Origin of the sequence: Cupriavidus pauculus (assembly GCF_008693385.1) — a bacterium.
Classification (GTDB): Bacteria; Pseudomonadota; Gammaproteobacteria; order Burkholderiales; family Burkholderiaceae; genus Cupriavidus; species Cupriavidus pauculus_D.
The window spans coordinates 42,128-68,164 of sequence record NZ_CP044065.1 but is presented as its reverse complement, the minus strand read 5'-3'; the positions used below and the strand labels follow the sequence as shown (position 1 = coordinate 68,164).

25 protein-coding genes are annotated in these 26,037 nt (G+C 67.1%); 15 read left to right on the top strand and 10 right to left on the bottom strand.

The annotated features are described in order from the left end of the window. Window positions 1–128 precede the first annotated feature (128 nt). Window positions 129–2,453, bottom strand: a complete 2,325-nt coding sequence (locus FOB72_RS00330) for an NADP-dependent malic enzyme (RefSeq protein WP_150370713.1) — start codon at window positions 2,451–2,453, stop codon at window positions 129–131. Between the two features lie 234 nt (window positions 2,454–2,687). Between FOB72_RS00330 and thiL the strand changes: the two genes are divergently transcribed. From thiL to FOB72_RS00315, 3 genes are all read left to right on the top strand, one after another. After that, window positions 2,688–3,701, top strand: coding sequence for a thiamine-phosphate kinase (gene thiL / locus FOB72_RS00325; protein ID WP_223851373.1), 1,014 nt, complete (start codon window positions 2,688–2,690; stop codon window positions 3,699–3,701). A gap of 135 nt (window positions 3,702–3,836) precedes the next feature. After that, window positions 3,837–4,418 (top strand): phosphatidylglycerophosphatase A, encoded by a 582-nt coding sequence (locus FOB72_RS00320; RefSeq protein ID WP_150370711.1) that lies wholly within the window; start codon window positions 3,837–3,839, stop codon window positions 4,416–4,418. Window positions 4,419–4,458: 40 nt separating this feature from the next. Continuing rightward, complete coding sequence (locus FOB72_RS00315; RefSeq protein ID WP_150370710.1) at window positions 4,459–4,956, top strand: CinA family protein; 498 nt, start codon at window positions 4,459–4,461, stop codon at window positions 4,954–4,956. A 35-nt stretch (window positions 4,957–4,991) separates the two neighbouring features. Here the strand turns inward: FOB72_RS00315 and pyrF are convergent, their stop codons facing one another. Further along, window positions 4,992–5,810, bottom strand: a complete 819-nt coding sequence (gene pyrF, locus FOB72_RS00310) for an orotidine-5'-phosphate decarboxylase (RefSeq protein ID WP_150370709.1) — start codon at window positions 5,808–5,810, stop codon at window positions 4,992–4,994. Between the two features lie 168 nt (window positions 5,811–5,978). On the opposite strand from pyrF, the gene FOB72_RS00305 reads away from it, so the two are divergent. Together FOB72_RS00305 and corA are read left to right on the top strand one after the other, a co-directional pair. Beyond that, window positions 5,979–6,863, top strand: coding sequence for a DMT family transporter (locus tag FOB72_RS00305; protein ID WP_150370708.1), 885 nt, complete (start codon window positions 5,979–5,981; stop codon window positions 6,861–6,863). A 163-nt stretch (window positions 6,864–7,026) separates the two neighbouring features. Next, window positions 7,027–7,989: a magnesium/cobalt transporter CorA gene (gene corA, locus FOB72_RS00300; RefSeq protein ID WP_150370707.1), complete on the top strand. Its 963-nt coding sequence runs from the start codon at window positions 7,027–7,029 to the stop codon at window positions 7,987–7,989. On the opposite strand, the gene mtgA is transcribed toward corA, so the two are convergent. From mtgA to mpl, 7 genes are all read right to left on the bottom strand, one after another. After that, on the bottom strand, window positions 7,986–8,687 hold the full coding sequence (gene mtgA, locus FOB72_RS00295) for a monofunctional biosynthetic peptidoglycan transglycosylase (protein ID WP_150370706.1): 702 nt from the start codon (window positions 8,685–8,687) through the stop codon (window positions 7,986–7,988). The genes corA and mtgA overlap by 4 nt on opposite strands. A gap of 11 nt (window positions 8,688–8,698) precedes the next feature. Next, the gene (gene aroE / locus FOB72_RS00290; protein WP_150370705.1) at window positions 8,699–9,625 is read right to left on the bottom strand and encodes a shikimate dehydrogenase; all 927 of its coding nucleotides are present in this window, start codon (window positions 9,623–9,625) and stop codon (window positions 8,699–8,701) included. Next, window positions 9,625–10,581 carry an energy transducer TonB gene (locus FOB72_RS00285; RefSeq protein ID WP_150370704.1) on the bottom strand — a complete coding sequence of 319 codons (957 nt, stop codon included), beginning with the start codon at window positions 10,579–10,581 and terminating at the stop codon, window positions 9,625–9,627. Before FOB72_RS00285 ends, aroE begins: the two co-directional genes overlap by 1 nt. Before the next feature lie 75 nt (window positions 10,582–10,656). Then, window positions 10,657–12,807 (bottom strand): ribonuclease catalytic domain-containing protein, encoded by a 2,151-nt coding sequence (locus FOB72_RS00280; RefSeq protein ID WP_150370703.1) that lies wholly within the window; start codon window positions 12,805–12,807, stop codon window positions 10,657–10,659. A 136-nt stretch (window positions 12,808–12,943) separates the two neighbouring features. Then, complete coding sequence (locus tag FOB72_RS00275) at window positions 12,944–13,540, bottom strand: chorismate--pyruvate lyase family protein (protein WP_150370702.1); 597 nt, start codon at window positions 13,538–13,540, stop codon at window positions 12,944–12,946. Continuing rightward, a complete protein-coding gene (locus FOB72_RS00270) occupies window positions 13,537–14,124 on the bottom strand; it encodes a YqiA/YcfP family alpha/beta fold hydrolase (protein WP_150370701.1) in 588 nt (195 codons plus the stop codon). Before FOB72_RS00270 ends, FOB72_RS00275 begins: the two co-directional genes overlap by 4 nt. 11 nt (window positions 14,125–14,135) lie before the next feature. Beyond that, window positions 14,136–15,518, bottom strand: coding sequence for a UDP-N-acetylmuramate:L-alanyl-gamma-D-glutamyl-meso-diaminopimelate ligase (gene mpl / locus FOB72_RS00265; protein ID WP_150370700.1), 1,383 nt, complete (start codon window positions 15,516–15,518; stop codon window positions 14,136–14,138). Between the two features lie 97 nt (window positions 15,519–15,615). Here mpl and FOB72_RS00260 point away from each other — a divergent pair, with 97 nt between their 5' ends. The 10 genes from FOB72_RS00260 (at window position 15,616) to FOB72_RS00215 (ending at window position 24,901) form a co-directional block, all read left to right on the top strand. Continuing rightward, window positions 15,616–16,305 (top strand): UDP-N-acetylmuramate--alanine ligase, encoded by a 690-nt coding sequence (locus FOB72_RS00260; RefSeq protein ID WP_150370699.1) that lies wholly within the window; start codon window positions 15,616–15,618, stop codon window positions 16,303–16,305. Between the two features lie 53 nt (window positions 16,306–16,358). Beyond that, entirely contained in the window at window positions 16,359–16,913 is a 555-nt protein-coding gene (locus FOB72_RS00255; RefSeq protein ID WP_150370698.1) for a TlpA family protein disulfide reductase, read from the top strand. Between the two features lie 251 nt (window positions 16,914–17,164). Continuing rightward, window positions 17,165–17,653 (top strand): type II 3-dehydroquinate dehydratase, encoded by a 489-nt coding sequence (gene aroQ, locus FOB72_RS00250; protein ID WP_150370697.1) that lies wholly within the window; start codon window positions 17,165–17,167, stop codon window positions 17,651–17,653. Window positions 17,654–17,784: 131 nt separating this feature from the next. After that, entirely contained in the window at window positions 17,785–18,249 is a 465-nt protein-coding gene (gene accB / locus FOB72_RS00245) for an acetyl-CoA carboxylase biotin carboxyl carrier protein (protein WP_150373680.1), read from the top strand. 91 nt (window positions 18,250–18,340) lie between these two features. Next, window positions 18,341–19,708: an acetyl-CoA carboxylase biotin carboxylase subunit gene (gene accC / locus FOB72_RS00240; protein ID WP_109580095.1), complete on the top strand. Its 1,368-nt coding sequence runs from the start codon at window positions 18,341–18,343 to the stop codon at window positions 19,706–19,708. A gap of 29 nt (window positions 19,709–19,737) precedes the next feature. Next, window positions 19,738–20,655, top strand: coding sequence for a 50S ribosomal protein L11 methyltransferase (gene prmA / locus FOB72_RS00235; RefSeq protein ID WP_150370696.1), 918 nt, complete (start codon window positions 19,738–19,740; stop codon window positions 20,653–20,655). A 9-nt stretch (window positions 20,656–20,664) separates the two neighbouring features. Continuing rightward, on the top strand, window positions 20,665–22,737 hold the full coding sequence (locus tag FOB72_RS32755) for a DUF3426 domain-containing protein (protein ID WP_150370695.1): 2,073 nt from the start codon (window positions 20,665–20,667) through the stop codon (window positions 22,735–22,737). Window positions 22,738–22,878: 141 nt separating this feature from the next. Continuing rightward, window positions 22,879–23,379 (top strand): thiol peroxidase, encoded by a 501-nt coding sequence (gene tpx, locus FOB72_RS00225; protein ID WP_150370694.1) that lies wholly within the window; start codon window positions 22,879–22,881, stop codon window positions 23,377–23,379. Between the two features lie 63 nt (window positions 23,380–23,442). Continuing rightward, window positions 23,443–24,390, top strand: coding sequence for a carbohydrate kinase family protein (locus FOB72_RS00220; protein ID WP_150370693.1), 948 nt, complete (start codon window positions 23,443–23,445; stop codon window positions 24,388–24,390). 67 nt (window positions 24,391–24,457) lie between these two features. Continuing rightward, complete coding sequence (locus FOB72_RS00215; RefSeq protein WP_150373679.1) at window positions 24,458–24,901, top strand: hypothetical protein; 444 nt, start codon at window positions 24,458–24,460, stop codon at window positions 24,899–24,901. Between the two features lie 216 nt (window positions 24,902–25,117). Here FOB72_RS00215 and FOB72_RS00210 read toward each other — a convergent pair whose 3' ends face one another. Next, window positions 25,118–25,675, bottom strand: coding sequence for a histone H1-like DNA-binding protein (locus FOB72_RS00210; RefSeq protein ID WP_150370692.1), 558 nt, complete (start codon window positions 25,673–25,675; stop codon window positions 25,118–25,120). Between the last annotated feature and the right edge of the window lie 362 nt (window positions 25,676–26,037).

The window sequence follows — 26,037 nt, the reverse complement described above, 5'->3', positions numbered from 1 at the left end:
GCCGCCGGAATTCTTCAATTGTTTCAATATGTTATTGATATGTGTGCACACACTTACATTGCAACCATTACACAATGAAAAAGCCGGGCGGACCCGGCTTTTTCATACGGCTGTGCTGAAAGGCGTGCTTAGCGCTTGGCGGCCGCGTCGACGACCACGAGGGACGTCATGTTGACGATGCGGCGCACCGTGGCGGACGGGGTCAGGATATGTACCGGACCGTTCACACCCAGGAGGATGGGACCGATCGCCACGTTGTTCCCCGCGGCAACCTTCAGCAGGTTGTACGAGATATTCGCCGCGTCGATGTTCGGGCAGACGAGCAGATTGGCCTCGCCGCTCAGCGCGCCATCCGGCACCAGCGAATCGCGCAGCTTCTGGTCGAGCGCGCTGTCGCCGTGCATTTCGCCATCGACCTCGAGATCCGGCGCGCGATCGCGCAGGATCTTGAGCGTGTCGCGCATCTTGATCGCCGACGGCGAATCCGACGAACCGAAGTTCGAATGCGACAGCAGCGCGACCTTCGGCTCGATGCCGAAGCGCTTGAGCTCCTCGGCCGCCATGATCGTGATCTCGGCCAGCTGGTTCGGCGTCGGATCGATATTGACGTGCGTGTCCACGAGGAAGATCTGGCGGCCCGGCAGGACCAGGCCGTTCATCGCCGCGTACACGCAGTGCGTGCCGCCCAGGACCTGGTCGATGTAACGCAGATGCGCGGCCGTGTTGCTCACGGTGCCGCAGATCATGCCGTCGGCCTCGCCCTTCTTGATCAGCATCGCGCCGATCAGCGTGGTACGGCGGCGCATTTCCAGCTTGGCGTACTGCGGCGTGATGCCCTCGCGCGCCATCATCTTGTAGTACGTCTCCGAGTAGTCGCGGAAACGTTCGTCGTGCTCGGGGTTCACCACCGTGAAATCGACGCCCATGCGCAGGCGCAGGCCGAAGCGTTCGATGCGGTGCGTCAGCACGGCCGGACGGCCGATCAGGATCGGGTTGGCCAGCTTCTCGTCGACGATGACCTGCACCGCGCGCAGCACGCGTTCTTCCTCGCCCTCGGCGAAGACGATGCGCTTGCGCTCCATCTCCACCTTGCGCGCGGCCGCGTAGATCGGCTTCATCAGCGTGCCCGAGTGGTACACGAACTGCTGCAGCTGCAGCTTGTAGGCGTCCATGTCCTCGATGGGACGCGCGGCCACGCCGCCCTTGGCGGCAGCCTCGGCCACGGCCGGCGCGATCGTGACGATCAGGCGCGGGTCGAACGGCTTCGGAATCAGGTATTCGGGGCCGAACGACAGGTCCTGGATGCCGTAGGCCGAGGCCACGACATCGCTCTGCTCCTGGCGCGCGAGCTCGGCGACCGCGTTGGCGGCGGCAATCTCCATTTCACGCGTGATCGTCGTGGCGCCGCAATCGAGCGCGCCGCGGAAGATGAACGGGAAGCAGAGAACGTTGTTGACCTGGTTCGGGTAGTCGGTACGGCCCGTGGCGATGATCGCGTCGGGACGGACTTCCTTGCAGAGCTCCGGCATGATTTCCGGATTCGGGTTGGCGAGGGCCAGCACGAGCGGGTTCTCGGCCATGCCCTTGACCATCTCGGGCTTGAGCACGCCCGCGGCGGACAGGCCCAGGAAGATGTCGGCGCCATCGATGACTTCGGCCAGCTTGCGCTTGTCGGTCTTCTGCGCGAAGCGGGACTTCTCCGGATCCATCAGCTCGGTACGGCCCTCGTACACGACGCCGGCGATATCGGTGACCCAGATGTTCTCGAGCTTCATGCCCATGTCCACGAGCAGGTCCAGGCAGGCCAGCGCGGCCGCACCGGCGCCCGAGGCCACCAGCTTCACCTTGGAGATATCCTTGCCCACGACCTTGAGGCCGTTGATCACGGCCGCACCGACCACGATCGCGGTACCGTGCTGGTCGTCGTGGAAGACGGGAATCTTCATCCGCTCGCGCAGCTTGCGCTCGACGTAGAAGCACTCGGGGGCCTTGATGTCCTCGAGGTTGATACCGCCGAACGTCGGTTCGAGCGAGGCGATGATATCGACGAGCTTTTCCGGATCCTTCTCGTCGATCTCGATATCGAACACGTCGATGCCGGCGAACTTCTTGAACAGGCCGCCCTTGCCTTCCATCACGGGCTTCGATGCCGCGGCACCGATGTCGCCGAGACCCAGCACGGCGGTACCGTTGGTGATCACGGCCACGAGGTTGCCACGCGCGGTGTAGCGGAAGGAGTTGGCCGGATCGGCAACGATTTCCTCGCACGCGGCGGCGACGCCCGGCGAATAGGCCAGCGCCAGGTCGCGCTGGTTCGAAAGCGGCTTGGTGGGGGTAACGGAAATCTTGCCCGGCGTCGGAAACTCGTGATATTCGAGTGCGGCCTTGCGCAGCGCCTCACGCTGCTGTTGTTTCAGGTCGTCTTGGGACGGGGACTGCTGAGGACTTGTCATCTGCGCATCTTCCGATCGGTGGAGCCGCACGTGAATGTGACGGGGACCGAAGCGGGCCGGCTCCGTACCCGCTGTCTCTCTGTATAAGAGCCTCGCATTTTATATTGTGAAATATTATTTCACAATAAGCGTTTTACGCGGGGCAGCTTTGCGTTTCGGTACAATATGCCGCATGCCGCTGGGCTTGACCAGCCGTATTCTCCACGGCGCTCGACCCTCCCTGTCCCGAACGCCATGCCCCCTCCCGCCTCCCCTCCCGCCCCCGCTCTCGCCGCCCCTCCCCCCGATCGCTTATCCGAGTTCGACCTGATCCGCCGCTATTTCACGCGCCCGGTCCACAAGGCCGCGCTCGGCGTCGGTGACGACTGCGCGCTGATCGAGGGGCGACCCGGCCATCAACTGGCGATCAGCACGGACATGCTCGTCTCCGGCCGGCATTTCTTTCCGGACGTCCCGCCGCGCTCGCTCGGCCACAAGGCGCTGGCGGTCAACCTGTCGGACCTCGCCGCGATGGGCGCGGAGCCGCGCGCCTTCACGCTCGCGCTCGCGCTTCCCAGCGCCGAAGCGCCGTGGCTCGCGGAACTCGCGGCCGGCATGCTGGAACTTGCCGATCTGCACGGTTGCGAGCTGATTGGCGGCGATACGACGCGCGGGCCGCTGACGCTGTCGATCACCGTGTTCGGGGACGTGCCGCCGCGCCAGGCGCTGCGGCGCGATGCCGCACGGCCCGGCGACGATATCTGGATCTCGGGCACGCTCGGCGACGCGCGCCTCGCGCTCGGCGACTTCCGCGGCGAATGGCTGCTGCCCGAACCCGATTTCACCGCGGTACGGCCGCGCATGGACACGCCGACGCCGCGCGTCGCGCTCGGGCTGGCGCTGCGCGGTGTTGCGCATGCGGCACTCGATATTTCGGATGGCCTCGTGGGCGACCTCGGACATATCCTCGACCGCTCGGCCGTCGGCGCATGGCTCGACGTCGATGCGCTGCCGCGCTCGGACATCCTCGCGAACCAGCCCGTGGACTGCCAGCGGCTGTGCACGCTGACCGGCGGCGACGACTACGAGCTCTGCTTCACGGCGCCGGCCGATGCGCGCGAGACCCTCGCGGGCATCGCCACGCGCCTCGGCCTGCCGCTGACGCGTGTCGGCGCCATCACGCCGGAGGCGGGACTTCGGCTCGTCGATCGCGACGGCAATCCCTGCCGGTTCGACGGCGCGGGGTTCGATCACTTCGCTTCGCCCTGACCGCGACTGCCGACCCCGCCGGTCGGACGTTACTGCATGACGGGGCGACGCAAGCCGTGTCATGATGCCGCCATGCGCGGCCCGCTTTCCTGCGGGCTGCCTGACAAAAACATTAGATACCGAGCCGATTTCAAGATGTCCGCCTACCCACCCGGCGCCGCTCCAGGCGGCGCCGACCCCATCACGCTCGAAGCGGGCCAGACCGTGCGCGTCACGCGACCGACCGCGCGCTTCATGTTCGGCCATCCGGCACGCCTGATCGCGTACGGCTTCGGCTCCGGCCTGTCGCCGGTCAGCCCCGGCACCGTCGGCACGCTCTACGGTTGGCTGTCGTTCGTGGTGATCTCGATGTGGGTGGACCCCGCCACCGATCCTCTGACCTGGCTCTGGATCATCGTGGGCAGCTTCCTGGCCGGCCTGTGGGCGTGCCAGCGCACGGCGCGCGACATGGGCGTCTTCGACCATGGCAGCATGGTCTGGGACGAGATCGTCGCGTTCTGGATCGTGCTGCTGTTCGTCATGCCGACGGGCTTCTGGGGGCAGTTCGCCGCCTTCCTGTGGTTCCGGCTCTTCGATATCGCCAAGCCCGCCCCGATCCGCTACTACGACCGCACGCTGAAGGGTCCGGGCCTGATGGGCGCGTTCGGCGTGATGTTCGACGACGTGCTCGCCGCGTTCTACACGCTGCTCGTCTTCGCGCTGTGGCGTTCGCTCTGAACGCCTCCCCGGTACTTTATTCCCTGCCGATTTCACGACCATGTCCGTCAGTCGCCTGCTCGACCAACTTGCCGTCCAGATCGGCGTGGCGCTTTCCGAGCGCTCGCTGATGCTTGCCACCGCCGAATCCTGCACGGGCGGCCTCGTGTCGGCCGCCATTACCGACATCTCGGGCTCCTCGGGCTGGTTCGAGCGGGGCTTCGTCACCTACTCGAACGAGGCCAAGAGCACGATGATCGGGGTGCCGGCCAAGCTGATCCGCGACCATGGCGCGGTCAGCGAGGAAGTGGCGCATGCCATGGCCGAGGGTGCGCTGCTCAACAGCCGGGCGCAGGTATCGCTATCGATCACCGGCGTGGCGGGTCCCGGCGGCGGGACCGCCGAGAAGCCGGTCGGCATGGTCTGTTTCGGCTGGAGCAATCGCATTACCACGCTGACCGCGACCCAGCGCTTCCGCGGCGATCGCGGTCAGATTCGCCGGCAGGCGGCGGAGCATGCGTTGCGGGGACTGCTGGAATTGATTCGGAACGAAGCGTAAGACCAGGGGGCAATAACGCCACCCTTTTTTCATGATCAACCGTGACGGTAGCGGTTGATCGTGTCGCGCGTCTGCGTCGCGACCTTGCGGGCGGCCGCCGCAAAGTCCTTGTCGCGGCTTGCGTAGAGGATGGCGCGCGACGAATTGATCATCATGCCGGTGCCGTCCGCCGTGCGGCCGGCCTTTACCGTGGCTTCGATATCGCCGCCCTGCGCGCCGATGCCGGGAATCAGCAGCGGCATATCGCCGACGATCTGGCGCACGCGCGCGATTTCGGCCGGGAACGTCGCGCCGACCACCAGGCCCATCTGGCCATTGGTATTCCAGCGCTCGCGCGCGGACTCGGCCACCACCTGATACACGGGCTTGCCGTCCACCTGCAGAAACTGCACGTCGGATCCCCCCGCATTGGACGTGCGGCACAGCACGATCACGCCGCGGCCCGGATGGGCAAGGTACGGCTCCATCGAGTCGAAGCCCATGTACGGGCTCACGGTCACCGCGTCCGCCTTGTAGCGCTCGAACGCTTCGATCGCGTAATGCTCGGCCGTGGAGCCGATATCGCCGCGCTTGGCGTCGAGCACCACGGGGATCCCCGGATGCGCGTCGTGGATATATTCGATCAGCTGCTCGAGCTGGTCCTCGGCACGCTGCGAGTGAAAATACGCGATCTGCGGCTTGTACGCGCAGACGAGGTCGGCCGTGGCATCGACGATTTCACGGCAGAACGAAAAGATCGCGCCGCCCGCGCCCGTGAGAGACATCGGCAGCTTGGCGGGATCGGGGTCCAGGCCGACGCACAGCAGGGAATCGTTGCGCTGCCATGCGGCGGACAGCTGCTCGGTGAAGGTCATGGGAGACTCGATATCAGGATGACGCCAGGGTCGTTGCCGTCAATTCTACCGCCGCGTGCTATGGTTGGCGTCAAGTTGGCGTCAAGATGGCGTCGAACCCGCCGTCCCGCCCTCCTCGATAACAAGACAAGCGCAAGCTGCGGCATGCCGCCAAGCGCCCGCCCGCCCATGACTCTGGACCGCCGCGGTCTCACCCTCCTCGTCATTCTCACGCTCGCCTGGGGCATCAACTGGCCCGTCATGAAGATCGGCGTGGCCCATTTCCCGGCCCTCGGGTTCCGCCTGCTCTGCATGGCCGGCGGCGTCGTGGCGCTGGGCGTGGCATTGCGCCTGCGCGGCGAATCGCTCGCGGTGCCGCGCGCGGCCTGGGGCACCGTGGTCAAGCTCGCGATTCCGAACATGGTCGTGTGGCACCTGCTGGCCATCTGCGCGGTCAAGATGCTCTCTTCGGGCCGCGCGGCCATCCTCGGCTACACGATGCCGATCTGGGCCGTGGTCTGGGGCCTGCTGCTGTTTCGCGAGCGCATCGCGCTGTCCGCGTGGTTCGGCATCGGCTGCGCGCTCGTCGGCACGATCCTGCTGCTGTCGGGCGAGATCGCCGCGATCACCGGCAGCCCGATGGGCACGCTGCTGATGCTCTGCGCGGCCGCGGGCTGGGGCTTCGGTACGCAGTTGATGAAGCGGACGCAGATCGATGTACCGATCGGCGCGCTCACGTTCTGGATGCTGGTGGTCGCGCTGCCCTTCCTGCTGGCGGGCTCGCTGCTGCTGGAATCGGGATGGCGCATGCCCAACGCCATCGAATGGACGGCTATCGGCTACAACGCCGTGGTGGTGTTCGCCTATTGCCATCTGGTCTGGTTCGCGCTCGCGCGCAGCCTGCCGCCCGTGGTGTCGAGCCTGTCGATCATGTTCATCCCGGTGGTCGGCGTATTCTCGGGCATGCTGATGCTCGGCGAGCGCCCGCACTGGCAGGACTATGCGGCCATCGTGCTGATGTTCGCGGCCCTGTCGAGCGTGATGCTGGGGCCGTCGCTGCGCCGGCACCGCTGAGCCAAATTTCGGCCAGATTTCGCTTAACAAGCCCCCCTGCGTTGGGCTACACTCGCGGCCATCAGAATCCCGGGAAACCCATTTCCCGACTAGGTAGCGATCGAGTATCGAATCAGCGTCGAGACAGCGTCGACACGGCGTCATCAGTTACAAGGAATCACGGATGATCAACCTGTTCGTCCTCCAGAAAGGACGGCTTGCCCAGGAGCAGGTCGACGAACGCAACGAGCTGCTGCAGCACAAGCCGATCTGGATCGACGTCGTCAGCCCTGACGACGAAGAGCTCGCGTGGATCAAGGAAGCCTACGGGGTAGTGCTGCCCGAGCTCGAAGACCTTGGCGACCTTGAAGCGTCCGCCCGCTATTTCGAGGGCGAGGACGAGAATATCCACATTCGCACGGATTTCCTGCTCGACGAGGAAGGCACCTCGCGCAACGTGCGCGTGGCCTTCGTGCTCACGCGCGATGTCGTGTTCTCGATTCACGACGAAGACCTGCCCGTGTTCCGCCTCGTGCGGCTGCGCGCGCGCATGCGGCCCGGTTCGGTGCGCAATGCGAAGGACGTGCTGATGGATCTCTACGCGACCGATGCCGAGTATTCGGCGGACTCGATCGAGGAGATCTATGAACGGCTCGAGGAAGCGAGCCGCCGCGTGCTTGCGGAGAACGTGACCGATGCCGCCGCGGCCGACGTGCTCGAGATGATCGCGCGCGAGGAAGACTTGAACGGCCGCATTCGGCGCAACGTCATGGATACGCGCCGCGCGGTGTCCTTCCTGATGCGCAGCCAGATGTTATCGGCCGAGCAGCAGGACGAGGCGCGGCAGATCCTGCGCGATATCGACTCGATCGAGAACCACACGGCGTTCCTGTTCGACAAGATCAACTTCCTGATGGATGCGACCGTCGGTTTCATCAATATCAACCAGAACAAGATCATCAAGCTGTTCTCGGTGGTGTCGGTGGCGCTGATGCCGCCCACGCTGATCGCGAGCATCTACGGCATGAACTTCAAGATCATGCCCGAGCTCGACTGGGCCGCGGGGTATCCGTGGGCGATCGGGCTCATGGCGGTTTCGGCCGCCGTGCCCCTGATCTATTTCCGTCGGAAGGGCTGGCTCGGCTAGTCAGGCAGCGTCGCGGCGCCCATGCGGCGCGCGATGATGCCGGCCTTGACGCGGAAGTTCACGCGCACATTGGCGCAATACGCCTTCTTGTCGAAGCATTTCGGCGCGGGCAACGCCGCCGCGAGGCGCGCGGCCTGCCCCACGCCGAGCTTCGACGCGCTCGTCTTGAAGTAATGCTGCGCGGCCGCCTCGGCGCCGAACACGCCCTCGCCCCACTCCACCGAATTCAGGTAGATCTCGAAAATGCGCTGCTTGTCGAGCCAGAACTCGAGCATCCACGTGATGGCGAGCTCCTGGCCCTTGCGCAGGTAGTTCTGCTCGGACGAGAGAAACAGGTTCTTCGCGAGCTGCTGCGTGATCGTGGAACCGCCACGCACGATATGGCCGCGCTGCTTGTTGCGCTCCCACGCATCGAGCATCGCGTCCAGTTCGTAGCCGGGGTGATTGACGAAGTCCGCGTCCTCGCTCGCGATGACCGCGCGCTTGAGATTGCGCGAGATATCGTCGTAGCGGACCCATTGATGGTCCAGCGAGCAGCTCCAGACATTGAAGCCGCACAGGCGCCATTGCTCGGCGCGCATAAACGAGGACGACGACGGATTGATGTACTGCCAGCTCGCGATCTGCAGGAAGAAATACAGCTGCATGGCGAGCACGCCCGCCAGCAGGCATCCGCACACATACCCGAGCCAGCGCATCTCGCGTGCGCTCAGCGGGCGCGATTGACCTGCACGTCGGCCTGCACGTCGCCCTGCACGTCGGCTTGCGCCTCGGCCAGCAGACTCGCGCGCAGCGCCGCCAGCACGGGCGCCGTCTTCGGCCGCACGCCACGCCAGTTGTAGAACGCCTCCGCGGCCTGCTCGACGAGCATCCCCAGCCCATCGCTGGTGCGCGCGCCGCATTGCGCGGCGTAGGCAAGAAACACCGTCGGTGCCGCGCCGTACATCATGTCGTAGGCCAGCACATCGGGACCGAGCAGAAACCCGGGCACAGGCGGCACCTCGCCCTGCAGGCTGCTGGCCGACGCGTTGATCACCACATCGCAGGCCTCGTCCTCGGACAGGCCCTCCAGCGCATCGAGACCGCCGCCCCAGAGTTCGACATTGAACTGATTGCCCGCTTCCGCGAACGCCTCGAGCATGTCGCTCGCGCGCGCGGCCGTGCGGTTGGCCACGACGATCCGGTCCGGACGGCATTCGATCAGCGGCAGCATCGCGCCCATGGCGGCGCCGCCGGCGCCCAGCAGCAGGATGCGACGGCCTTCGAGCAGCGTATCGAGCGTGTCCTGGATATCGCGCACGAGGCCGATGCCGTCGGTATTGTCGCCATGGATCAGTCCATCCTCGATCCACATCGTGTTCACCGCGCCCGCCGCCGCCGCGCGGTCGGTCAGGCGGTCCGCCATGTCGTGCGCCTCGATCTTGAACGGCGTGGTGACGTTGCAGCCGTAGCCGCCCTCGGCAAAGAACTGGCGCACCGTGTCGGCAAACCCGTCGAGCGGCGCGAGCAGGCGGTCGTACTGCACCGCTTCGCCGGTCTGGCGCGCAAAGGCGGCGTGAATGGCCGGCGAGCGGCTATGCGCCACCGGGTTGCCGATCACGACATAGCGGTCGGCCTGAGTCTGGGAGTCTGTCATCAGCGCGGCTGCAGCCGGACATCGAGTCCGCTGCGCGAAAACTTGAACGTGGAAATGACCTCGAGGATGTCCTGGCGAGCCATCATTTCCGGGGAAAATTGCCCGAACGGGGCCGCCGCGCGCACGATGGCCACGGCCTGGCGGTCGAGCGCGGGATCGCCCGAGCTCTTGGCCACGTCGATCGCCTCGACGTTGTAGCCGTCACGGTTGTAGCCCAGCTTGCCGGTGCGGTTCACGTTGATCACGAGGATCAGTTGGCCGTAGATCGGCTTGCCGTTGCGCTGCGGGAAATCGCTCGTGCCGCGCGCTTCGATCTTGCGGCGCAGGCGATCGTAATACTGTGCGTACTCCACGCCCTGCGCGCTCGTCGCCGTCAGCTGCATGCGCTTGGGACGCTTGGCGTAATGCTCGAGATTCTTGCCGATCTCGGCCTCGAGCTTGGCCATCTCGTCGGTGCTCGTGCGCTCGTCCTGGCCGCGCTGGAGCGGATCCACGCGCTGCTCGCCGGGCTTGAGGGGCTGGCTGCGCACCGACGGCGCGGGCTCGCGAGCCTGCGTCATCAGACGCTGCTGTTCCTGCTCGAGCAGTTCCACGCGGCGCTGCACCTGCCGCACGAGGTCGCCATCCTTGGACTCGGTCTGCGCGGGCAGCGGCGTGGTGGCGCGCTGCACGTCGTGATCGCCGCCGCCGTCGAGGTTGGCCTGCGCCAGCACGGTCGGGTTGCGCGGCTTGTCGGCCGACTTCGAGTTGACCAGCACCACGTCGAGCATCGGATCGGAGCGCTTGATCTCGAAGACTTCCGGCGCGGCGATGCGGACCGTCAGCAGCACCGCATGGATCAGCACCGAGACGACGAGCGCCTTGACCAGCGTGCTGCGGGATTGCCACCATTGGCGCAGCAGGCGCTGAGGACGCTGAGGTCCCGACGGGCGGGGAGCGGCGAGGGTGGCGTTCACGGTCTGAGACGGTTGGCTGGAAGCGGTTGGCGGGCAGACTGGATTGTAAGGGAGCCAACCGCTTTTCCGAAGCGATCAGGGCGCTGGCGAAGGGGGGGTGTCGCGCGTTGCCGACGCCTCGGCACCGGGGTCGGTCTCGCCCCCGGCGGCTGCCTCGTCCTGCACTTCCGGCGCCCCCTCCACGGTCCCTTCCCTGGTCGCCTCGGCAGCCTCCTCGGCGGCCTGCTGCGCGGCGGCCTCGGCAGCCTCCTCGGCGGACTCCTCCGCGGTCTCCTCATCGGCCTCGAGGTCCTCCTCGGGCACCGCGTCGCCGGCGAACACTTCCAGCACGCGGCACGACACCTCGAGCGAAATCTCGTCGGTGGTCGCGATCTCGAGCATCACCTGCGTGCCGCGCGAAGCCTGCGCGAGCTCGGGCACGCGCGTGACCAGCGGAATCTCGGCAAAACGCACCGCGCCATCCTTGAGCACCGCGGCGAGCATGCGGTCGCGCGTCTCCTGCGCGAGCCAGCGCAGGCACCAGTAGCGTTCCATCGTCGACTGGTGGTCGGCATAGGCCGCGTAGGTGCCCTCGAAGTCGGCAACGGCCGCGAGCAGGTCGGCATCCTTCGGCTTGAACGGCGCCACGAGCTTGGCGGTCACCCCATGCTGCGCCACCGCGATGATCTGCCATTGGTTGACCAGATCGACGTAACGGCGCAGCGGCGAGGTGCTCCACGCATACTGCGCGACGCCGAGCCCCTCGTGCGGCGCGGGGTACGTCTGCATGCGCGTGCGATGCATGCCCCAGGCCTTCTGCGTGCGGTAGATGCCGGGCACGCCGTGATCGGCCAGCAGCTTGCCCCACGTGCTGTTGGCCAGGATCATCAGCTCCGCCACGATCTTGTCGAGCGGCGATCCGCGCTTGCGCTGCTCGATGCGCACGCGTTCGCTGCCGTCAGCGAGCGTATCGATATAGAAGCTGTAGTCGGCGCGGTTGTGGGACTCGGGGCGCAGGCCGCTCGCGAGGCGCGCCTTCTGGCGCTCGTCGTGGAGGAAGCCCGCAAAGTGATACAGCTGCGTGAGCGCTTCGCGGAACGGGTAGTCGCCCGTGCCGTTGGCCAGCGCGGCCTCGGTCACGATGTCCTCGAGCAGGTTGTGGCGCAGGTTGGCGGCGATGGGCACGCGCTCGGCGCGCGTCTCGCTGCCGACGATCAGCGGCTGGCCGCCCTCGGCGCCCTGCATATCGACCGTGACATACAGCGACAGCGCGGGGCACGTGCGGCCCTCCTGCAGCGTGTAACGCTCGACCACCGCATCGGGCAGCATCGTGATCTTGTCGCCGGGGAAGTACACCGTGGACAGGCGTTGACGCGCGATGGCGTCGAGCGCGTCGCCACGCTGGATACCGAGCGCCGGCGCGGCGATATGCACGCCGATGCGCAGCTTGCCGTCGGGGAGCGTCGTGACCGACAGCGCATCGTCGATCTCGGTCGTGGTCACGTCGTCGATGGAGAACGCCTGCACGTCCGCCAGCGGCAGGTCGCCGGACGGCTCGGGGACGGTCACGTCGGGGAAGCCAGTGCCCTTGGGGAAGCATTCGGCGAGGAACTTCGCCTCGTGCAGCGCGCGCGGGCTCGCGATGCCGCCCACGGCGACCATCAGCCGCATCGGCGTCATGCCGAGCGCCGTGCACGCGGCGTCCATCGCCTTGTATTCGAGGCTGTTCTTGTCGGGCCGGAACAGCAGTTGCAGCACCTTGCCGCGGAACGATTCCGGCAGCGTCAGCGCCTTGAGCTGGGCCTCGTACTCGGCCTGCACGAGCGCCTGCTGCTTCTTGCGCTCGAGCGCGGCGAGCGCGGCCTTGAGCTGGTCTTCGGGCGCGCGCTGGTAGCGGCCGCGACCCTTGCGGCGGAAATAGACCGGATTGCCGTGCAGGGCCATCGCGAGCGCGGCCTGCTTCACGACGTCGGCACCGGCGCCGTAGTACTCGCCCGCGAGATCGGCGAAGCCGAACTCGTCGGCCGGCGCACATTCCCAGAGGAAATCGAGGTCGATCTCGGCCGCGAGGTCGCCGGTCTGCCGCACGAGTTCGATCGCCGACGGCTGGGCAAACTGCAACAGCACGTCGCGCGACTTGACCTTGGTCCGCTTGCCTGCGGGCAACTCGACCTGGTAGGCCTCACCCTGCTGGGCGAGCACGGTGCCGGCGCGAATTTCGCCGCCTTCTTCGAACAACAACTGCATGGATCGGTACTTTCAGAAATGCCGGGACACCGCACCGGGCGCGAGGAGGGGGGAGCGGGCAATGATACCGCACCGCCGTCGTCACACTCCCGTAACGGTGCCCCGGCCGGATTCGGGGCGATGGCTCAGGGACGGCTTACGGACGGCGCACGGGCGCCGGCCGCGACTGGAGATCGGGCAGGAAGACTTCGGTAACGAGCATGGCGCCGCCGCCGCGATGGAATACGGATCGCCGCGCGGGCAGCATCGGCGTCCGCGCCAGATCGGGCAGCACGCGGCGCATGGCCACGCGCATCGGATGATCGGGCCGCAGCCGCGCGAATTCGAACGGCGTGCGCGACACGCGCGGATCCACGAACAGCCGGCCGCCGAGCGGACGCTCGCCGAGCCCGCGCAGGAACGGCCAGTCCCGGCGCGCATGGCGCGCCATCACCACGGTATGGGCGTAGATGGCCGTCTCGTCGTCGCAGACCAGCATGACTTCGCGCGTGAGCACGGGCGCGGGCGCCGGCAGGCCGAGCGCCTGCCATTCGTCGGCATAGGGCATGGCCAGCCGCTGCGCGAGGCGCGTCACGCGGAACCGCGACGACGCCGAGACCAGCCGCGCGGTCAGCGACCCGGCGTCGCCGGTCACCCAGCGCCGCAGGTTCGGGGAAATGGTCGCATCGTAGGGCAGATGGGCCTGCCACGCGCCGCCGCCGCGGCGCGCGTGCCGTTGGAGCGGCCCCGTCATGCTGCGGGCCGATAGCCGCAGAAGGCCAGCACATCGTCGACGTAGTCGGCGAATTCGCTGATGCCATGGTCGCTACCCTCGATGATGCGGACCTGCGCGCCCGGATACGCGTCCACCATCTCGCGATAGTCGAGCACCTCGTCGCCGGTCGCGGCAAGCAAGTAGTAGCGCGCGGGATCGGTGATCGCATCGACGCGCAGGTCGAGCAGCTCCTGCAGATGATGCGGCTCCACGCGGACCGAACCGCCGCCATGCCACAAGGGCTGGTCGCCGAGGTACTTCTCGAGATCGGTCCACGGATGGATGGCCGGATTGAGCAGCACCGTGCGGCAGCCATGGCGCTCGCCGAGCCAGCGCGCATAGAAGCCGCCGAGCGACGAGCCGACGATCGCGATCTCGGTATCGCCCCCGGCACGCGCGCCCGCGATGGCGGCCTCGGCCCGCGCGATCGCGGCGGCTGGCGATACGTCGAGCATCGGACAGGCATACGCCTTGCCGGCGCCCCAGTCGCGCATGCGCTCCTGGACCAGCCGCGCCTTGAACGACTGGGGCGAGGACCGGAAGCCGTGCAGATACAGCAGCATCGTGGCTCCCTTCAGGCCAGCGCGTCGAGCAGCTTGCGATGAACGTCGCCGAAGCCGCCGTTGCTCATGACCAGCACGTGGTCGCCCGGCCGGGCGGCCGCGCGCACGGCGTCGACCAGCGCGCCGATATCCTGGAACGCCTGGGCCTTGTCGCCGAGCGGCGCGAGCGATTCGGCCAGATCCCAGCCCAGCGCGTCCTTGCCGCTCGGCGCGCCATAACCGAACACGAGGTCGGCGCCTTCGAGGCTGGCCGGCAGCTGGGCCTTCATGACGCCGAGCTTCATCGTGTTGGAGCGCGGCTCCAGCACCGCGAGGATGCGCGCCTCGCCCACCCTGCGCCGCAGGCCTTCCAGCGTGGTCTGGATCGCCGTGGGATGGTGCGCGAAATCGTCGTACACGGTCACGCCATTGGCCACGCCGCGCACTTCCATGCGGCGCTTGACGTTGGCGAAGCGCCCCAGCGACTCGATCGCGCGCGCGGGCGGCACGCCCACGTGGCGCGCGGCCGCGATGGCGGCGAGCGCGTTCATGCGGTTATGCGTGCCCTGCAGGTCCCAGATCACGGTGCCCTGCGGGGTCTCCTGCCCCTTGTCGTCGAACCAGACGTCGAAGCCGTCCTTGCCTTCCGGCACCGGCGTCGCGGCATTGCCCTCGCGCCAGTTGCCCATGCCGAACTGCTCCACCTCGCTCCAGCAGCCGCGCTCCAGCACGCGCGCGAGGCTCGGCTCGTTGCCGTTGACGACGATGCGGCCCTGCCCCGGCACCGTGCGCACGAGGTGGTGGAACTGCGTCTCGATGGCGGCCAGATCGGGGAAGATGTCGGCGTGATCGTATTCGAGGTTGTTCAGGATCGCCGTGCGCGGACGGTAGTGGACAAACTTGCTGCGCTTGTCGAAGAACGCGGTGTCGTATTCGTCGGCCTCGATCACGAAAAAGTCCGATTCGGTCAGGCGCGCGGAAATGCCGAAGTTCTGCGGCACGCCGCCCACGAGGAAGCCGGGCTCGTAGCCGGCATCCTCGAGGATCCAGCTCAGCATCGACGTGGTCGTGGTCTTGCCGTGCGTGCCGGCCACCGCGAGCACCCACTTGCCGGCAAGCACATGCTCGCCGAGCCATTGCGGGCCCGAGGTGTACGGCAGATTGCGGTCGAGGATCGCTTCCATGAGCGGATTGCCGCGCGAGACCACATTGCCGATGACGAACAGATCGGGTTCGAGCGACAGCTGGGACGGGTCGAACCCTTCGATCAGCTCGATACCCTGCGCCTCGAGCTGCGTGCTCATGGGCGGGTAGACGTTGGCATCGCAGCCGGTGACGCGATGGCCCGCCTGTCGGGCGAGGACCGCGAGGCCGCCCATGAACGTGCCGCAGATGCCGAGAATGTGAATATGCATGGTGCGTCGGGGGAGAATCGGGGAAGCCCGGTGGGCGAAGAGCGGTCGATTGTACCCGCCCCCGGAAATGGTCTGAAGGCTCCGGTATCATTTCGGCATGTCCCGACGTGTCCCCACCGACCCCACCCGTCTGCGCGAGGAAATCGCGCAGGCCGCCGCGCGCATGATTGCCGAGGATGGCGCCGACTACGCCACGGCCAAGCGCAAGGCCGCGCGCCAGCTCCTCGGCGACGTCCGCGTCGCGGGCGAATGGCTGCCCGACAACGAGACCATCGAGGCCGAGGTGCGGGCCTACCAGGCGCTGTTCCATGGCGAGAGCCAGCCGCGCATCCTCGCGCTGCTGCGCCGGGTCGCCGTGCTCGCGATGGAAGACCTGGCCGCGTTCCGCCCCTATCTGGTCGGCGCGGTGCTCAACGGCACCGCGACCGAGCACTCCGATATCTATCTGCAATGCTTCTGCGATAGTCCCAAGGATGTCGCGCTTCACCTGCTCAATGCGGGGCTCGACTTCGACACGAGCGAGTCCCGGCACTTCGGCGGCCGGGCCGACGTGGAGACGCTGAGCTTTCTCTGGCGCGGGCAATGGCCGGCGCAGCGCGAGGCCCGCCTGCTCGCGGACGAGGTCCGTTCGACGCTCGGCGCGCCCGTTGGGCTGCATATCGCGCTCTACGATGCCGACGACGAACGCGGCGCGGTCCGTGCCGATGCGAGCGGCCGGGTGGCGCGGGCCGATCTGGCCGCGGTGCACGCGCTGATCGAGGCCGGCGATCCCGCGGATCCGGCCTGACGCCGGGCTCCATCTCTTCTATATATAGTGAGTGCCGTCCATCGGCTGCCAATATGACGACTTCTCCTTCCGCCTCGACCGCCTCCCGCCGCAGCCGCCTCTGGCTCTGGATCGTGCTGGCCGTGATCGCCGCCGCCGCCGGCGCGCTGGCCAGCCATTCGGTGTTTTCGCCGAAGCCCGCCGCCGACGGCGCCGTGGAGGCGCTCTACCAGGCAAAGTTGCCCGCGCCGACCGGCGGCGAGGTCGATCTCGGCAAGCTGCGCGGCAAGACGCTGGTCGTCAATTTCTGGGCGCCATGGTGTGGCCCCTGCGTCGAGGAAATGCCCGAGCTGACGGCGCTGCATAAGGAATATGCGGCGCGCAACGTCGAGTTTGTCGGCATCGGCATCGATTCTGCCAAGAACATCGAACAATTCCTGCAGAAGGTACCCGTCGCGTATCCGCTTGCCGTCGCCGGATTCTCCGGCACCGAACTGGCGCGCAGCCTCGGCAACGCGCAGGGTGGCCTGCCTTATACGCTCGTGATCGCACCGGACGGAGCCGTCAAATTCTCCAAACTGGGGCGTGTCCACATGGAAGAACTGCGCGCCGTGCTGCCGAAGACCTGACCGTGCGGATAGACCGAAGCGAGCCCAAAACGCGATCTCGCTGCTAATTTCGCACAACCGCCCCCGATCCGCGCCGAATGCGTATGGATCGAGGCAAAGAAGCGCCGCCGGGGGCGCAAAAACGACGAAAGTGCGCCGAAAGGCGCCTCTGCCCCAGGGGTCCGCTGTATCCCACGCTAGACAAATCCCTCTAAGCTACGGTAATCTCCGCGCAATTTCGTTGATCTGGTCGAGGTACTGTGACGCCGAACGTGTCCGCAAACCGCTCCGCTGGCCCCGCTTCCCCCTACCGCAAGGTGCTGGTCCTGCACGGGCCGAACCTCAATTTGCTGGGGACGCGCGAGCCGGAGACGTATGGACACACGACGCTCGCCGATATCGATGAAGCGCTGGCCAGGCGCGCGAGCGAAAGGGGACTGGACCTGCAGACGTTCCAGTCCAATCACGAAGGCGCGCTCGTGGACCGCATTCAGGCGGCGCGCACCGAAGGCGTCGACTTCATCATCATCAACCCGGCCGCGTACACGCATACCAGCGTGGCACTGCGCGACGCGCTGGCCGGGGTGGCGATTCCGTTCGTCGAGGTCCACCTCTCGAACGTGCATCGCCGCGAGCCGTTCCGTCATCACTCCTATTTCTCCGATCAGGCGGTGGGGGTGATCTGCGGACTGGGCTGGCAGGGGTACCTGCTGGCGCTCGATTACGTGCTCGCACAGGAAGCGGCCGCGCCGAAAGGCTAGCCCGCAACGACGCATTTGACGACAAGGCGCCATGGCGACCGCCAGGCGCCTTTGTCATGGACGATTCCCCGCCGCCCTGCGCGCAACCCGCGCAATGGCGACCGGACAACCCGATTCTGGAGGACAAGAAGATGGACTTGCGCAAGCTTAAGACGCTGATCGACCTGGTGGCCGAATCCGGCATCTCGGAGCTGGAAGTGACCGAAGGCGACGGCAAGGTGCGCATCGTGAAGGCACCGCCGCAGGTCGTGGCACCGATCGCCATGCCGCAGATGCAGGCGCTGCCGGCCGCGCCGGGCGCTCCCGCCGCGGCTGCCGCCCCGGCCGCCGAAGCCGCGCCCGCCGCGCCGCAAGTGCCGGCTGGCCACGTGGTGACGTCGCCGATGGTCGGCACGTTCTACCGCGCGCCGTCCCCGGGTGCCTCGGCATTCGTCAACGTCGGCGACGCGGTCAAGGAAGGCCAGACCGTCTGCATCATCGAAGCCATGAAGCTGCTCAACGAAATCGAGTGCGACAAGGCTGGCGTCATCAAGGAAATCCTGGTCGAGAACGGCCAGGCCGTGGAATACGGCCAGCCGCTGTTCGTCATCGGCTGATGCGCACCGGGCCGGCGCCGCCGGCCGCGAGCCCCTCCCGCGCCGCCTCCGGCCACGCGCGGGCTCGCTTCTGTTCTCGCAGAGAGAGACCATGTTTGAAAAAATTCTGATCGCGAACCGCGGCGAAATCGCGCTTCGCATCCAGCGCGCCTGCCGCGAGCTGGGCATCAAGACCGTGGTGGTGTACTCGGAAGCCGACAAGGAAGCCAAGTACGTCAAGCTTGCCGACGAAGCCGTCTGTATCGGCCCGGCACCTTCGCCGCTGTCGTACCTGAACATGCCCGCCATCATCTCGGCGGCGGAAGTCACGGACGCCCAGGCCATCCACCCGGGTTACGGCTTCCTGTCCGAGAACGCGGACTTTGCCGAACGCGTCGAGAAGTCGGGCTTCGTGTTCATCGGCCCGACCTCCGAGAGCATTCGCCTGATGGGCGACAAGGTCTCGGCCAAGCAGGCCATGATCAAGTCCGGCGTGCCCTGCGTGCCGGGTTCCGACGGCGCCCTGCCCGACGATCCGAAGGAAATCCTCGCGACCGCCCGTCGCGTGGGCTACCCCGTGATCATCAAGGCGGCGGGCGGCGGCGGTGGCCGCGGCATGCGCGTGGTGCACACCGAGGCCGCGCTGATCAATGCGGTCAACATGACCCGCGAGGAAGCCGGACGCGCGTTCGGCAACCCCGAGGTGTACATGGAGAAGTTCCTCGAGAACCCGCGCCACGTCGAGATCCAGATCCTGGCCGACGAGCACCGGCAGGCCATCTGGCTGGGCGAACGCGACTGCTCGATGCAGCGCCGCCACCAGAAGGTCATCGAGGAAGCACCGGCACCGCACATCCCGCGCCGCCTGATCGAGCGCATCGGCGACCGCTGCGCCGAGGCATGCAAGAAAATCGGCTATCGTGGCGCCGGCACGTTCGAGTTCCTGTACGAGAACAACGAGTTCTATTTCATCGAAATGAACACGCGCGTGCAGGTGGAGCATCCGGTCACGGAACTGATCACCGGCATCGATATCGTGCAGGAACAGATTCGCATCGCGTTCGGCGAGAAGCTCCGTTTCCGCCAGAAGGACGTGCAGCTGCGCGGCCACGCGATCGAATGCCGTATCAACGCCGAAGACCCGTTCAAGTTCACGCCGTCGCCTGGACGCATCACCGCATGGCATATGCCGGGCGGTCCTGGTGTGCGCGTCGACTCGCACGCGTATGATGGCTACTTCGTGCCGCCCAACTACGATTCGATGATCGGCAAGATCATCACGTACGGCGCCACGCGGGAGCAGGCCATCGCCCGCATGCGCATCGCGCTGTCGGAGATGGTCGTGGACGGCATTCTGACCAACGTGCCGCTGCACCGTGACCTGATGCTGGACGCCAACTTCGTCGAAGGCGGCACCAGCATCCATTATCTGGAACACCGCCTGGCCCAGAAGGCCGTGGCCAAGGGCGAGAAGGCCTGAGGCCGTAGGCATCGCTGCAAGGGAGAGCCGTGGCTTTTCAGGAATGTGTGATCGAGGTTGCCCAGGATCAGGCCGAAGCCTGGTCCGACGCCCTGTTCGATCTGGGTGCGCTGTCGGTGTCGGTGGAAGACGCCGATGCCGACACGCCCGATGAAAAGCCGCTGTTCGGCGAACCGGGGCTGGAACCCACGCGCCTCGCGTGGGACCGCTCGCGGGTGGTCGCGCTGTTTGGCGACGACGTCGATCCCGCGCTTGCGCTGGCCGCCGCGGCCAATGCGCTCGGCGTGAGCCCCGTGCCCGCGCATGCATTGCGCGCGGTGGAGGATCAGGACTGGGTGCGCCTCACGCAATCTCAGTTCGAGCCCATTCGCGTGGGCGAGAAATTATGGGTCGTGCCGTCCTGGCATGACGCGCCCGAGCCCGATGCCGTGGTGCTGGAACTCGATCCGGGCCTGGCGTTCGGCACCGGCAGCCATCCGACCACGCGTCTCTGCATGCAGTGGCTCGAGCAGCATCTGCATCGCGGCGAGACCGTGCTCGACTACGGCTGCGGCTCCGGCATCCTTGCGATCGTCGCGAAGAAGCTCGGCGCGGGCGACACGCTTGGCATCGACATCGATCCCAACGCGGTGGAAGCGTCGCGCTACAACGCCGAACGCAACCGTGTGGAAGCGCAGTTCGCGCTTCCCGAATCCGTCTCCGACGCGACCCACGACCTCGTGGTCGCCAATATTCTTTCCAATCCGCTCAAGCTGATGGCGGCGATGCTCAGTGCGCGTGTGCGCCCGGGCGGCCGCCTCGTGCTTTCGGGCGTGCTCGAGCGGCAGGCCGACGAAGTGGCCGCCGCCTATGCGCCATGGCTGCCGATGTCGGTCTGGCGCAGCGAGGAAGGCTGGGTCTGCCTGCACGGCACCCGCCCCGTCACCCACGTCTCCACGCAACCCTGAGGCCCGCCCATGGCCGCCGCCAAGCTCGTCACGCGCTGCCCGGCTTGCCGTACCGCGTTCCGGCTCGTGGCGGACCAGTTGCGTCTGCGCCAGGGCCTGGTTCGCTGCGGCCAGTGTGAAACCGTCTTCGATGCGCGCGAGCACCTGATCGAGGTGCCCGTGGCACCCGCGCGTGCCACGCCGCCGGTGACGGCCCCCTCGGCGCCGGCCGCCGGCGCGCTGACGGTGGAAGCGGCGCTTGCGCATGCCGAGCGGCGGCAGGCCGATGCGCGCGCGCAGGAGATGCAGCGACCGTTCGACCCGGGGTACGACCCGGGCTATGAGGTCCCCGCGCTCGATTCGCCGACGATGATGATGGCCGAGTCGGAGGCGATGGCCGGCTACGACGAGCCGGATACGAAGCCGGGGGCGGACGCGAAGGCGAACACGGAATCCGGGGCCCAGACGGACTCGCAAGCCAAGTCGCAAGCCGAGCCGGACGCTGGTCCGCAAGCCGAGCCGCACGCCAGTCCGAACGCCGAACCGAACGCCGAACCGCACGCCGAACCGAGCGCCGAGTCGCACGCCGGTCCGAACGCCGGTCCGAACGCCGAGTCGCACGCCGGTCCAAACGCCGAGTCGCACGCCAGTCCGAACGCCGAGTCGCACGCCGGTCCGAACGCCGGTCCGAACGCCGGTCCGAACGCCGAACCGCACGCCGAACCAAACGCCGAGTCGCACGCCGGTCCGAACGCCGAGTCACGGGCCGAGCCGCATGCCGGGTCAAGGGCCGAGCCGGATAGCGGGTCGGAAGCCGACGCCGCGCCGCAGGCAGTGTCTCGCACCGAGTCCGCGCCCGAGGCAGAGCCGGAGCCGACCCTCCCGCCCGCGGTGGCCGAGCCCGTCTTACCGCCCTCCGCCCCCTGGCCGGCCCTCGACCATGGCGCGTTCGGCGACGTGCCGCCGCCCGTGCGGACGCCGGCCCCCGCCGCGGGCATTCCGGCCGCAGGGGCATACAGTGCCAGCCCCGCGGCGGCGAGCGATCGCTTTGCCGCACCGGTCACCCCGAGCACGAGCGATCCGTTTGCGGCACCCGTCGCCCCGAGCGCGAGCAATCCGTTCGCGGCACCCGTCGCTCGGAGCGCGAGCGATCCCTCTGCCGCACCAGTCATCCCGAGCGCGAGCGATCCCTTCGGGACACCGGTCACTCCAAGCACGAGCGATCCCTTCGCGGCCCCCGTCATCCCGAGCGCGAGCGGATTCCTGCGCACGGAAACGGCCGAAGCGCGCGGCGATCACGCGTCGGCGCCCGAGGGCCTGCCCCCGGTGACCGCGACGGATGCCCCCGATTTCACCGGATTCGCCGCCCGCCCCTCCACCGCGCAGCACTGGATGGGCCGCCGCCACGACGCGCACGACAAGGGCCCGGACGCACGCAACGACGACGCGCAGTCGGGCACAGCCGATACCGAAGCGCTACAGGCCCATGACGGCCACGACGGACGCGACAGCGATGACAGTCGCGACGCGAACGCCCCGCGCACACCGGGTTTCGCCCCCGACTTCCTGCGCCACACGCGCGGCGCGCAGCGGCAGCGCGAACACAAGGTCACGCTGCCCGCGAACAAGCGCGTATTCGCACGCGTGGCCGTCGTCGTGCTCGCGGTGGGCGCATTGCTCGAAGCCACCTACCTCGCCCGCAGCCAGCTCGCCGGCACGTTCCCGGCGCTGCGCCCGGTCCTCGAGGCCGCCTGCGCGCCGCTGCATTGCGTGGTGCCGCCGTGGCGCGATCTCGACGCATTGCGCATCGATAGCTCGCAGCTGCAGAAGCAGGACGAAGCCACCGACGTCTATCAGCTCGCCGTCACGATGCGCAACCAGGGCCGCGCGACCACCGCGCTGCCCGCGATCGAACTCGTGATGACGGATCTGCAGGATCAGCTGCTGCTGCGCCGCGTGCTGCTGCCGGCCGAGTATCTGGAACCGGCGCAGCGCGCGTTTGCCACCAGCGGCCTCCGCGCGGGCACCGAGCTGCCGGTTCGGGTACGATTCCGGACACAGCAGGCGGCGGCCAACTACCGCGTGCTGATTTTCTACCCCTGAGATTGTTATCCACGAGCATCCGGCGGGCCCCAATGCGCGCCCGCGCGTAGGCATGCGGCAACGTCCGCTGCGGGCGCGTATCCGTCTCCGCATCCGTTTCCGTATCCCAATTCGAATTCAACATCAGACCAGGAGCAAACCATGAGCAACGTCACCCTCGGCGGCAACCCGATCGAAGTCGCAGGCAAGTTCCCGCAGGCCGGCGACAAGGCGGCCGACTTCAAACTCGTCGGCAAGGATCTCAAGGACGTCTCGCTCGCGGACTTCGCGGGCAAGCGCAAGGTGCTGAACATCGTCCCTAGCCTCGACACGCCCGTGTGCCAGGCGTCGGCACGCAAGTTCAACACGGCCGCGAGCGGCCTCGACAACACCGTGGTGCTGACCATCTCGGCGGACCTGCCGTTCGCGATGGGCCGCTTCTGCACGACCGAAGGCCTGGCCAACGTGGTGCCGCTGTCGCTGATGCGCGGCGGCGAGTTCAAGTCGCAGTACGGCGTGGACATCAAGACGGGCCCGCTCGCCGGCGTGACCGCGCGCGCGGTGGTGGTGCTCGACGAGAACAACACCGTCACGTACAGCCAGCTCGTGCCCGAGATCAAGGAAGAGCCGAACTACGACGCCGCGCTCGCCGCCCTCAAGTAATCGGCCTCGCGCCTTTTTTGCAATGTTGACCGCCCGGCCTCGCCGGGCAAATCTGGAGAAAGAATGGCCAGCCTGATTTGCGGCTCCGTCGCCTACGACACCATCATGACGTTCGACGGACGCTTCCGCGAACACATCCTGCCCGATCAGATTCACATGCTGAACGTCTCGTTCCTCGTGCCCGGCATGCGGCGCGAGTTCGGCGGTTGCGCGGGCAATATCGCCTACACGCTGAAGATGCTCGGCGGCGATCCGATCGTGATGGGTACCGTCGGTCAGGATGCCGGTCCGTATCTCCAGTATCTGCGCGACCTCGGCATCGGTACCGATTTCATCCTCACGCTGCCGGAGCTGTTCACCGCGCAGGCGATGATCACGACCGATCTCGACAACAACCAGATCACCGCGTTCCATCCGGGCGCGATGAGCGAGTCCCGGCAGACGAGCGTGAGCGATGCGCTCGCGGGCGGCAAGCGCCCGGCCATCGGCATCGTCGCGCCGGACAGCCGCGAGGGCATGTTGCACCACGCGCGCCAGTTCGCCGAAGCCGATATCCCGTTTATCTTCGATCTGGGCCAGGCCATGCCGCTGTTCAACGGCGAGGACCTGCGGCAGTTCATTGAACTCGCCAGCTACGTGACGGTCAATGACTACGAGGCGCAGGTGCTGCTGTCGCGCACGGCATGGACCAGCGCGGAAGTCGCCGCCAAGGTGCGCGCGTTTATCGTGACGCACGGCGAACGCGGCGCAAGCGTGTTTGCCGACGGCAAGCAGATCGCGATCCCGGCCGTTCCGGCCGAGCGCGTCGTCGATCCCACGGGCTGCGGCGACGCCTTCCGCGGTGGCCTGCTCTACGGCATCGAGAACGGTCTGGACTGGGAAACCACGGGCCGCCTCGCCTCGCTGATGGGCGCGCTCAAGATCGCGCAACAGGGTCCGCAGAACCATTGGCTGTCGCGCGAAGAGATCGGCAACCGCTTCCAGTCGGCATTCGGTTACCGCTACAGCTGAGTATCGCTTTACGGGAAATACCATGAACCACTTCACTCATCACACGACGCGCGGTGGACGTCTCGCGATGGTCGCCGCACTGGCGGCGGTCACGCTGGTGTCCGGCTGCGCGAGCTGGTCGAACTCCAACAGCGTCTATGCGACCGGTCAGGCAGGGCGCGAGCAGACGGTCCGCTACGGCGTGGTCGAAGGCGTGCGCGAGGTGCTGATCCAGGGTCCGCAGACCGGGGCTGGAACGATCGCGGGCGGCGCCATCGGCGGCGTTGCGGCAGGGAGCACGATCGGCGGTGGCGGTGGTGCGGTGGCGGCGGGCCTGCTCGGCGCGGTGCTCGGTGGCATTGCCGGCAGCGCGGCCGAGGGCAAGCTCCAGCAGCGTCGCGGGCTGGAGATCACCGTGCGGCTCGACAACGGCGAGATGCGCGCGATCACGCAGGAGGCGGACGAGGTATTCCGTCCCGGCGAGCGCGTGCGCCTGCTGTCCTCGGGTGGCACGACGCGCGTGACGCACTGAGTTTCCGCTGCCCGACAGGACGGGACGCCGTGTGCCGAAAGGCCACGGCGTTTTTTCTTTGGCGCAAGCCCAAAAGAAAAAACCCGCCGGGCAAGCGCTTCGGCGGGTCTGCAGGACTTCCGTCATGCTGACCGGATACGAGGTATCCGGTCATTGCGACGCACGAGGCGTGCGCAGGTACTTCGCTGTCGTGATCGTTCGCGCAAGGCGAAACGATTACGGACGGTTGCCCGTCGGGAACGGCCAGGCCGCAGCCGGGTTCAGCGCGGTCTTGGCGACGACGGCGGGCGCAACAGCGGGGGCAGCGGCAGGCTTCGCGGCAGGGGCAGCCTTCTTGGCGGCAGCCTTCTTCGCGGCAGGCTTCTTGGCAGCAGCCTTCTTCGCAGCCGGCTTCTTGGCGGCGGTCTTCTTGGCAGCAGCCTTCTTGGCCGGTGCAGCCTTCTTGGCGGCAACCTTCTTGGTCGCTACCTTCTTGGCGGCAACCTTCTTGACCGCGGCCTTCTTGGCGGGCGCCTTCTTGGCGGCAACCTTCTTGGTTGCGACCTTCTTCGCCGCTACCTTCTTGGTCGCGACCTTCTTCGCTGCAACCTTCTTCGCAGCTACCTTCTTGGTTGCAACCTTCTTGGCCGCTACCTTCTTGGTTGCGACTTTCTTGGCGGCAGCCTTCTTGGCCGGAGCGGCCTTCTTGGCGGCGACCTTCTTCACGGCGGCCTTCTTGGCGGCCGGCTTGGCGGCCTTCTTAGCCGCCGGTTTTTTCTTTGCAGCAGTTGCCATGGATAACTCCTTCACTAACGTGAATATCGAATGACCTAAGTTGGCGACCCGACCGACCCGAGGTACGGTACAGACTGACCCCAGTCGAGCGAGCGATTCATCGGCGCACGGCAACACGTGGAAAACGTTGGCCGCACGCTAATGAATTCGGTGGCAGGGACACCGCGATTCGCGGTGCGAAAACGGCTGCAGGGAACATCGCCGAAGACCGCATTGGCAGTCTTCGCGCGGGTTTCCCGGGCAGGCCGTGCCCTGGAAAATTCGATCGGTCCGCGTCGCGCATCTCTTGGGCGCACGGTCCGGAAAGAGGAGATATCTGTCAGCGGCTCCGCGGTGCGGGCAAGGCCTCGCGCACGGCGGAT

What these genes read in the sequence shown, in the direction of transcription:
- FOB72_RS00330 (WP_150370713.1), bottom strand. Translation starts at nt 2,453, where the DNA reads ATGACAAGTCCTCAGCAGTCCCCGTCCCAAGACGACCTGAAACAACAG.
- thiL (WP_223851373.1), top strand. Translation starts at nt 2,688, where the DNA reads ATGCCCCCTCCCGCCTCCCCTCCCGCCCCCGCTCTCGCCGCCCCTCCC.
- FOB72_RS00320 (WP_150370711.1), top strand. Translation starts at nt 3,837, where the DNA reads ATGTCCGCCTACCCACCCGGCGCCGCTCCAGGCGGCGCCGACCCCATC.
- FOB72_RS00315 (WP_150370710.1), top strand. Translation starts at nt 4,459, where the DNA reads ATGTCCGTCAGTCGCCTGCTCGACCAACTTGCCGTCCAGATCGGCGTG.
- pyrF (WP_150370709.1), bottom strand. Translation starts at nt 5,810, where the DNA reads ATGACCTTCACCGAGCAGCTGTCCGCCGCATGGCAGCGCAACGATTCC.
- FOB72_RS00305 (WP_150370708.1), top strand. Translation starts at nt 5,979, where the DNA reads ATGACTCTGGACCGCCGCGGTCTCACCCTCCTCGTCATTCTCACGCTC.
- corA (WP_150370707.1), top strand. Translation starts at nt 7,027, where the DNA reads ATGATCAACCTGTTCGTCCTCCAGAAAGGACGGCTTGCCCAGGAGCAG.
- mtgA (WP_150370706.1), bottom strand. Translation starts at nt 8,687, where the DNA reads ATGCGCTGGCTCGGGTATGTGTGCGGATGCCTGCTGGCGGGCGTGCTC.
- aroE (WP_150370705.1), bottom strand. Translation starts at nt 9,625, where the DNA reads ATGACAGACTCCCAGACTCAGGCCGACCGCTATGTCGTGATCGGCAAC.
- FOB72_RS00280 (WP_150370703.1), bottom strand. Translation starts at nt 12,807, where the DNA reads ATGCAGTTGTTGTTCGAAGAAGGCGGCGAAATTCGCGCCGGCACCGTG.
- FOB72_RS00275 (WP_150370702.1), bottom strand. Translation starts at nt 13,540, where the DNA reads ATGACGGGGCCGCTCCAACGGCACGCGCGCCGCGGCGGCGGCGCGTGG.
- FOB72_RS00270 (WP_150370701.1), bottom strand. Translation starts at nt 14,124, where the DNA reads ATGCTGCTGTATCTGCACGGCTTCCGGTCCTCGCCCCAGTCGTTCAAG.
- mpl (WP_150370700.1), bottom strand. Translation starts at nt 15,518, where the DNA reads ATGCATATTCACATTCTCGGCATCTGCGGCACGTTCATGGGCGGCCTC.
- FOB72_RS00260 (WP_150370699.1), top strand. Translation starts at nt 15,616, where the DNA reads ATGTCCCGACGTGTCCCCACCGACCCCACCCGTCTGCGCGAGGAAATC.
- FOB72_RS00255 (WP_150370698.1), top strand. Translation starts at nt 16,359, where the DNA reads ATGACGACTTCTCCTTCCGCCTCGACCGCCTCCCGCCGCAGCCGCCTC.
- accB (WP_150373680.1), top strand. Translation starts at nt 17,785, where the DNA reads ATGGACTTGCGCAAGCTTAAGACGCTGATCGACCTGGTGGCCGAATCC.
- accC (WP_109580095.1), top strand. Translation starts at nt 18,341, where the DNA reads ATGTTTGAAAAAATTCTGATCGCGAACCGCGGCGAAATCGCGCTTCGC.
- FOB72_RS32755 (WP_150370695.1), top strand. Translation starts at nt 20,665, where the DNA reads ATGGCCGCCGCCAAGCTCGTCACGCGCTGCCCGGCTTGCCGTACCGCG.
- tpx (WP_150370694.1), top strand. Translation starts at nt 22,879, where the DNA reads ATGAGCAACGTCACCCTCGGCGGCAACCCGATCGAAGTCGCAGGCAAG.
- FOB72_RS00220 (WP_150370693.1), top strand. Translation starts at nt 23,443, where the DNA reads ATGGCCAGCCTGATTTGCGGCTCCGTCGCCTACGACACCATCATGACG.
- FOB72_RS00215 (WP_150373679.1), top strand. Translation starts at nt 24,458, where the DNA reads ATGGTCGCCGCACTGGCGGCGGTCACGCTGGTGTCCGGCTGCGCGAGC.
- FOB72_RS00210 (WP_150370692.1), bottom strand. Translation starts at nt 25,675, where the DNA reads ATGGCAACTGCTGCAAAGAAAAAACCGGCGGCTAAGAAGGCCGCCAAG.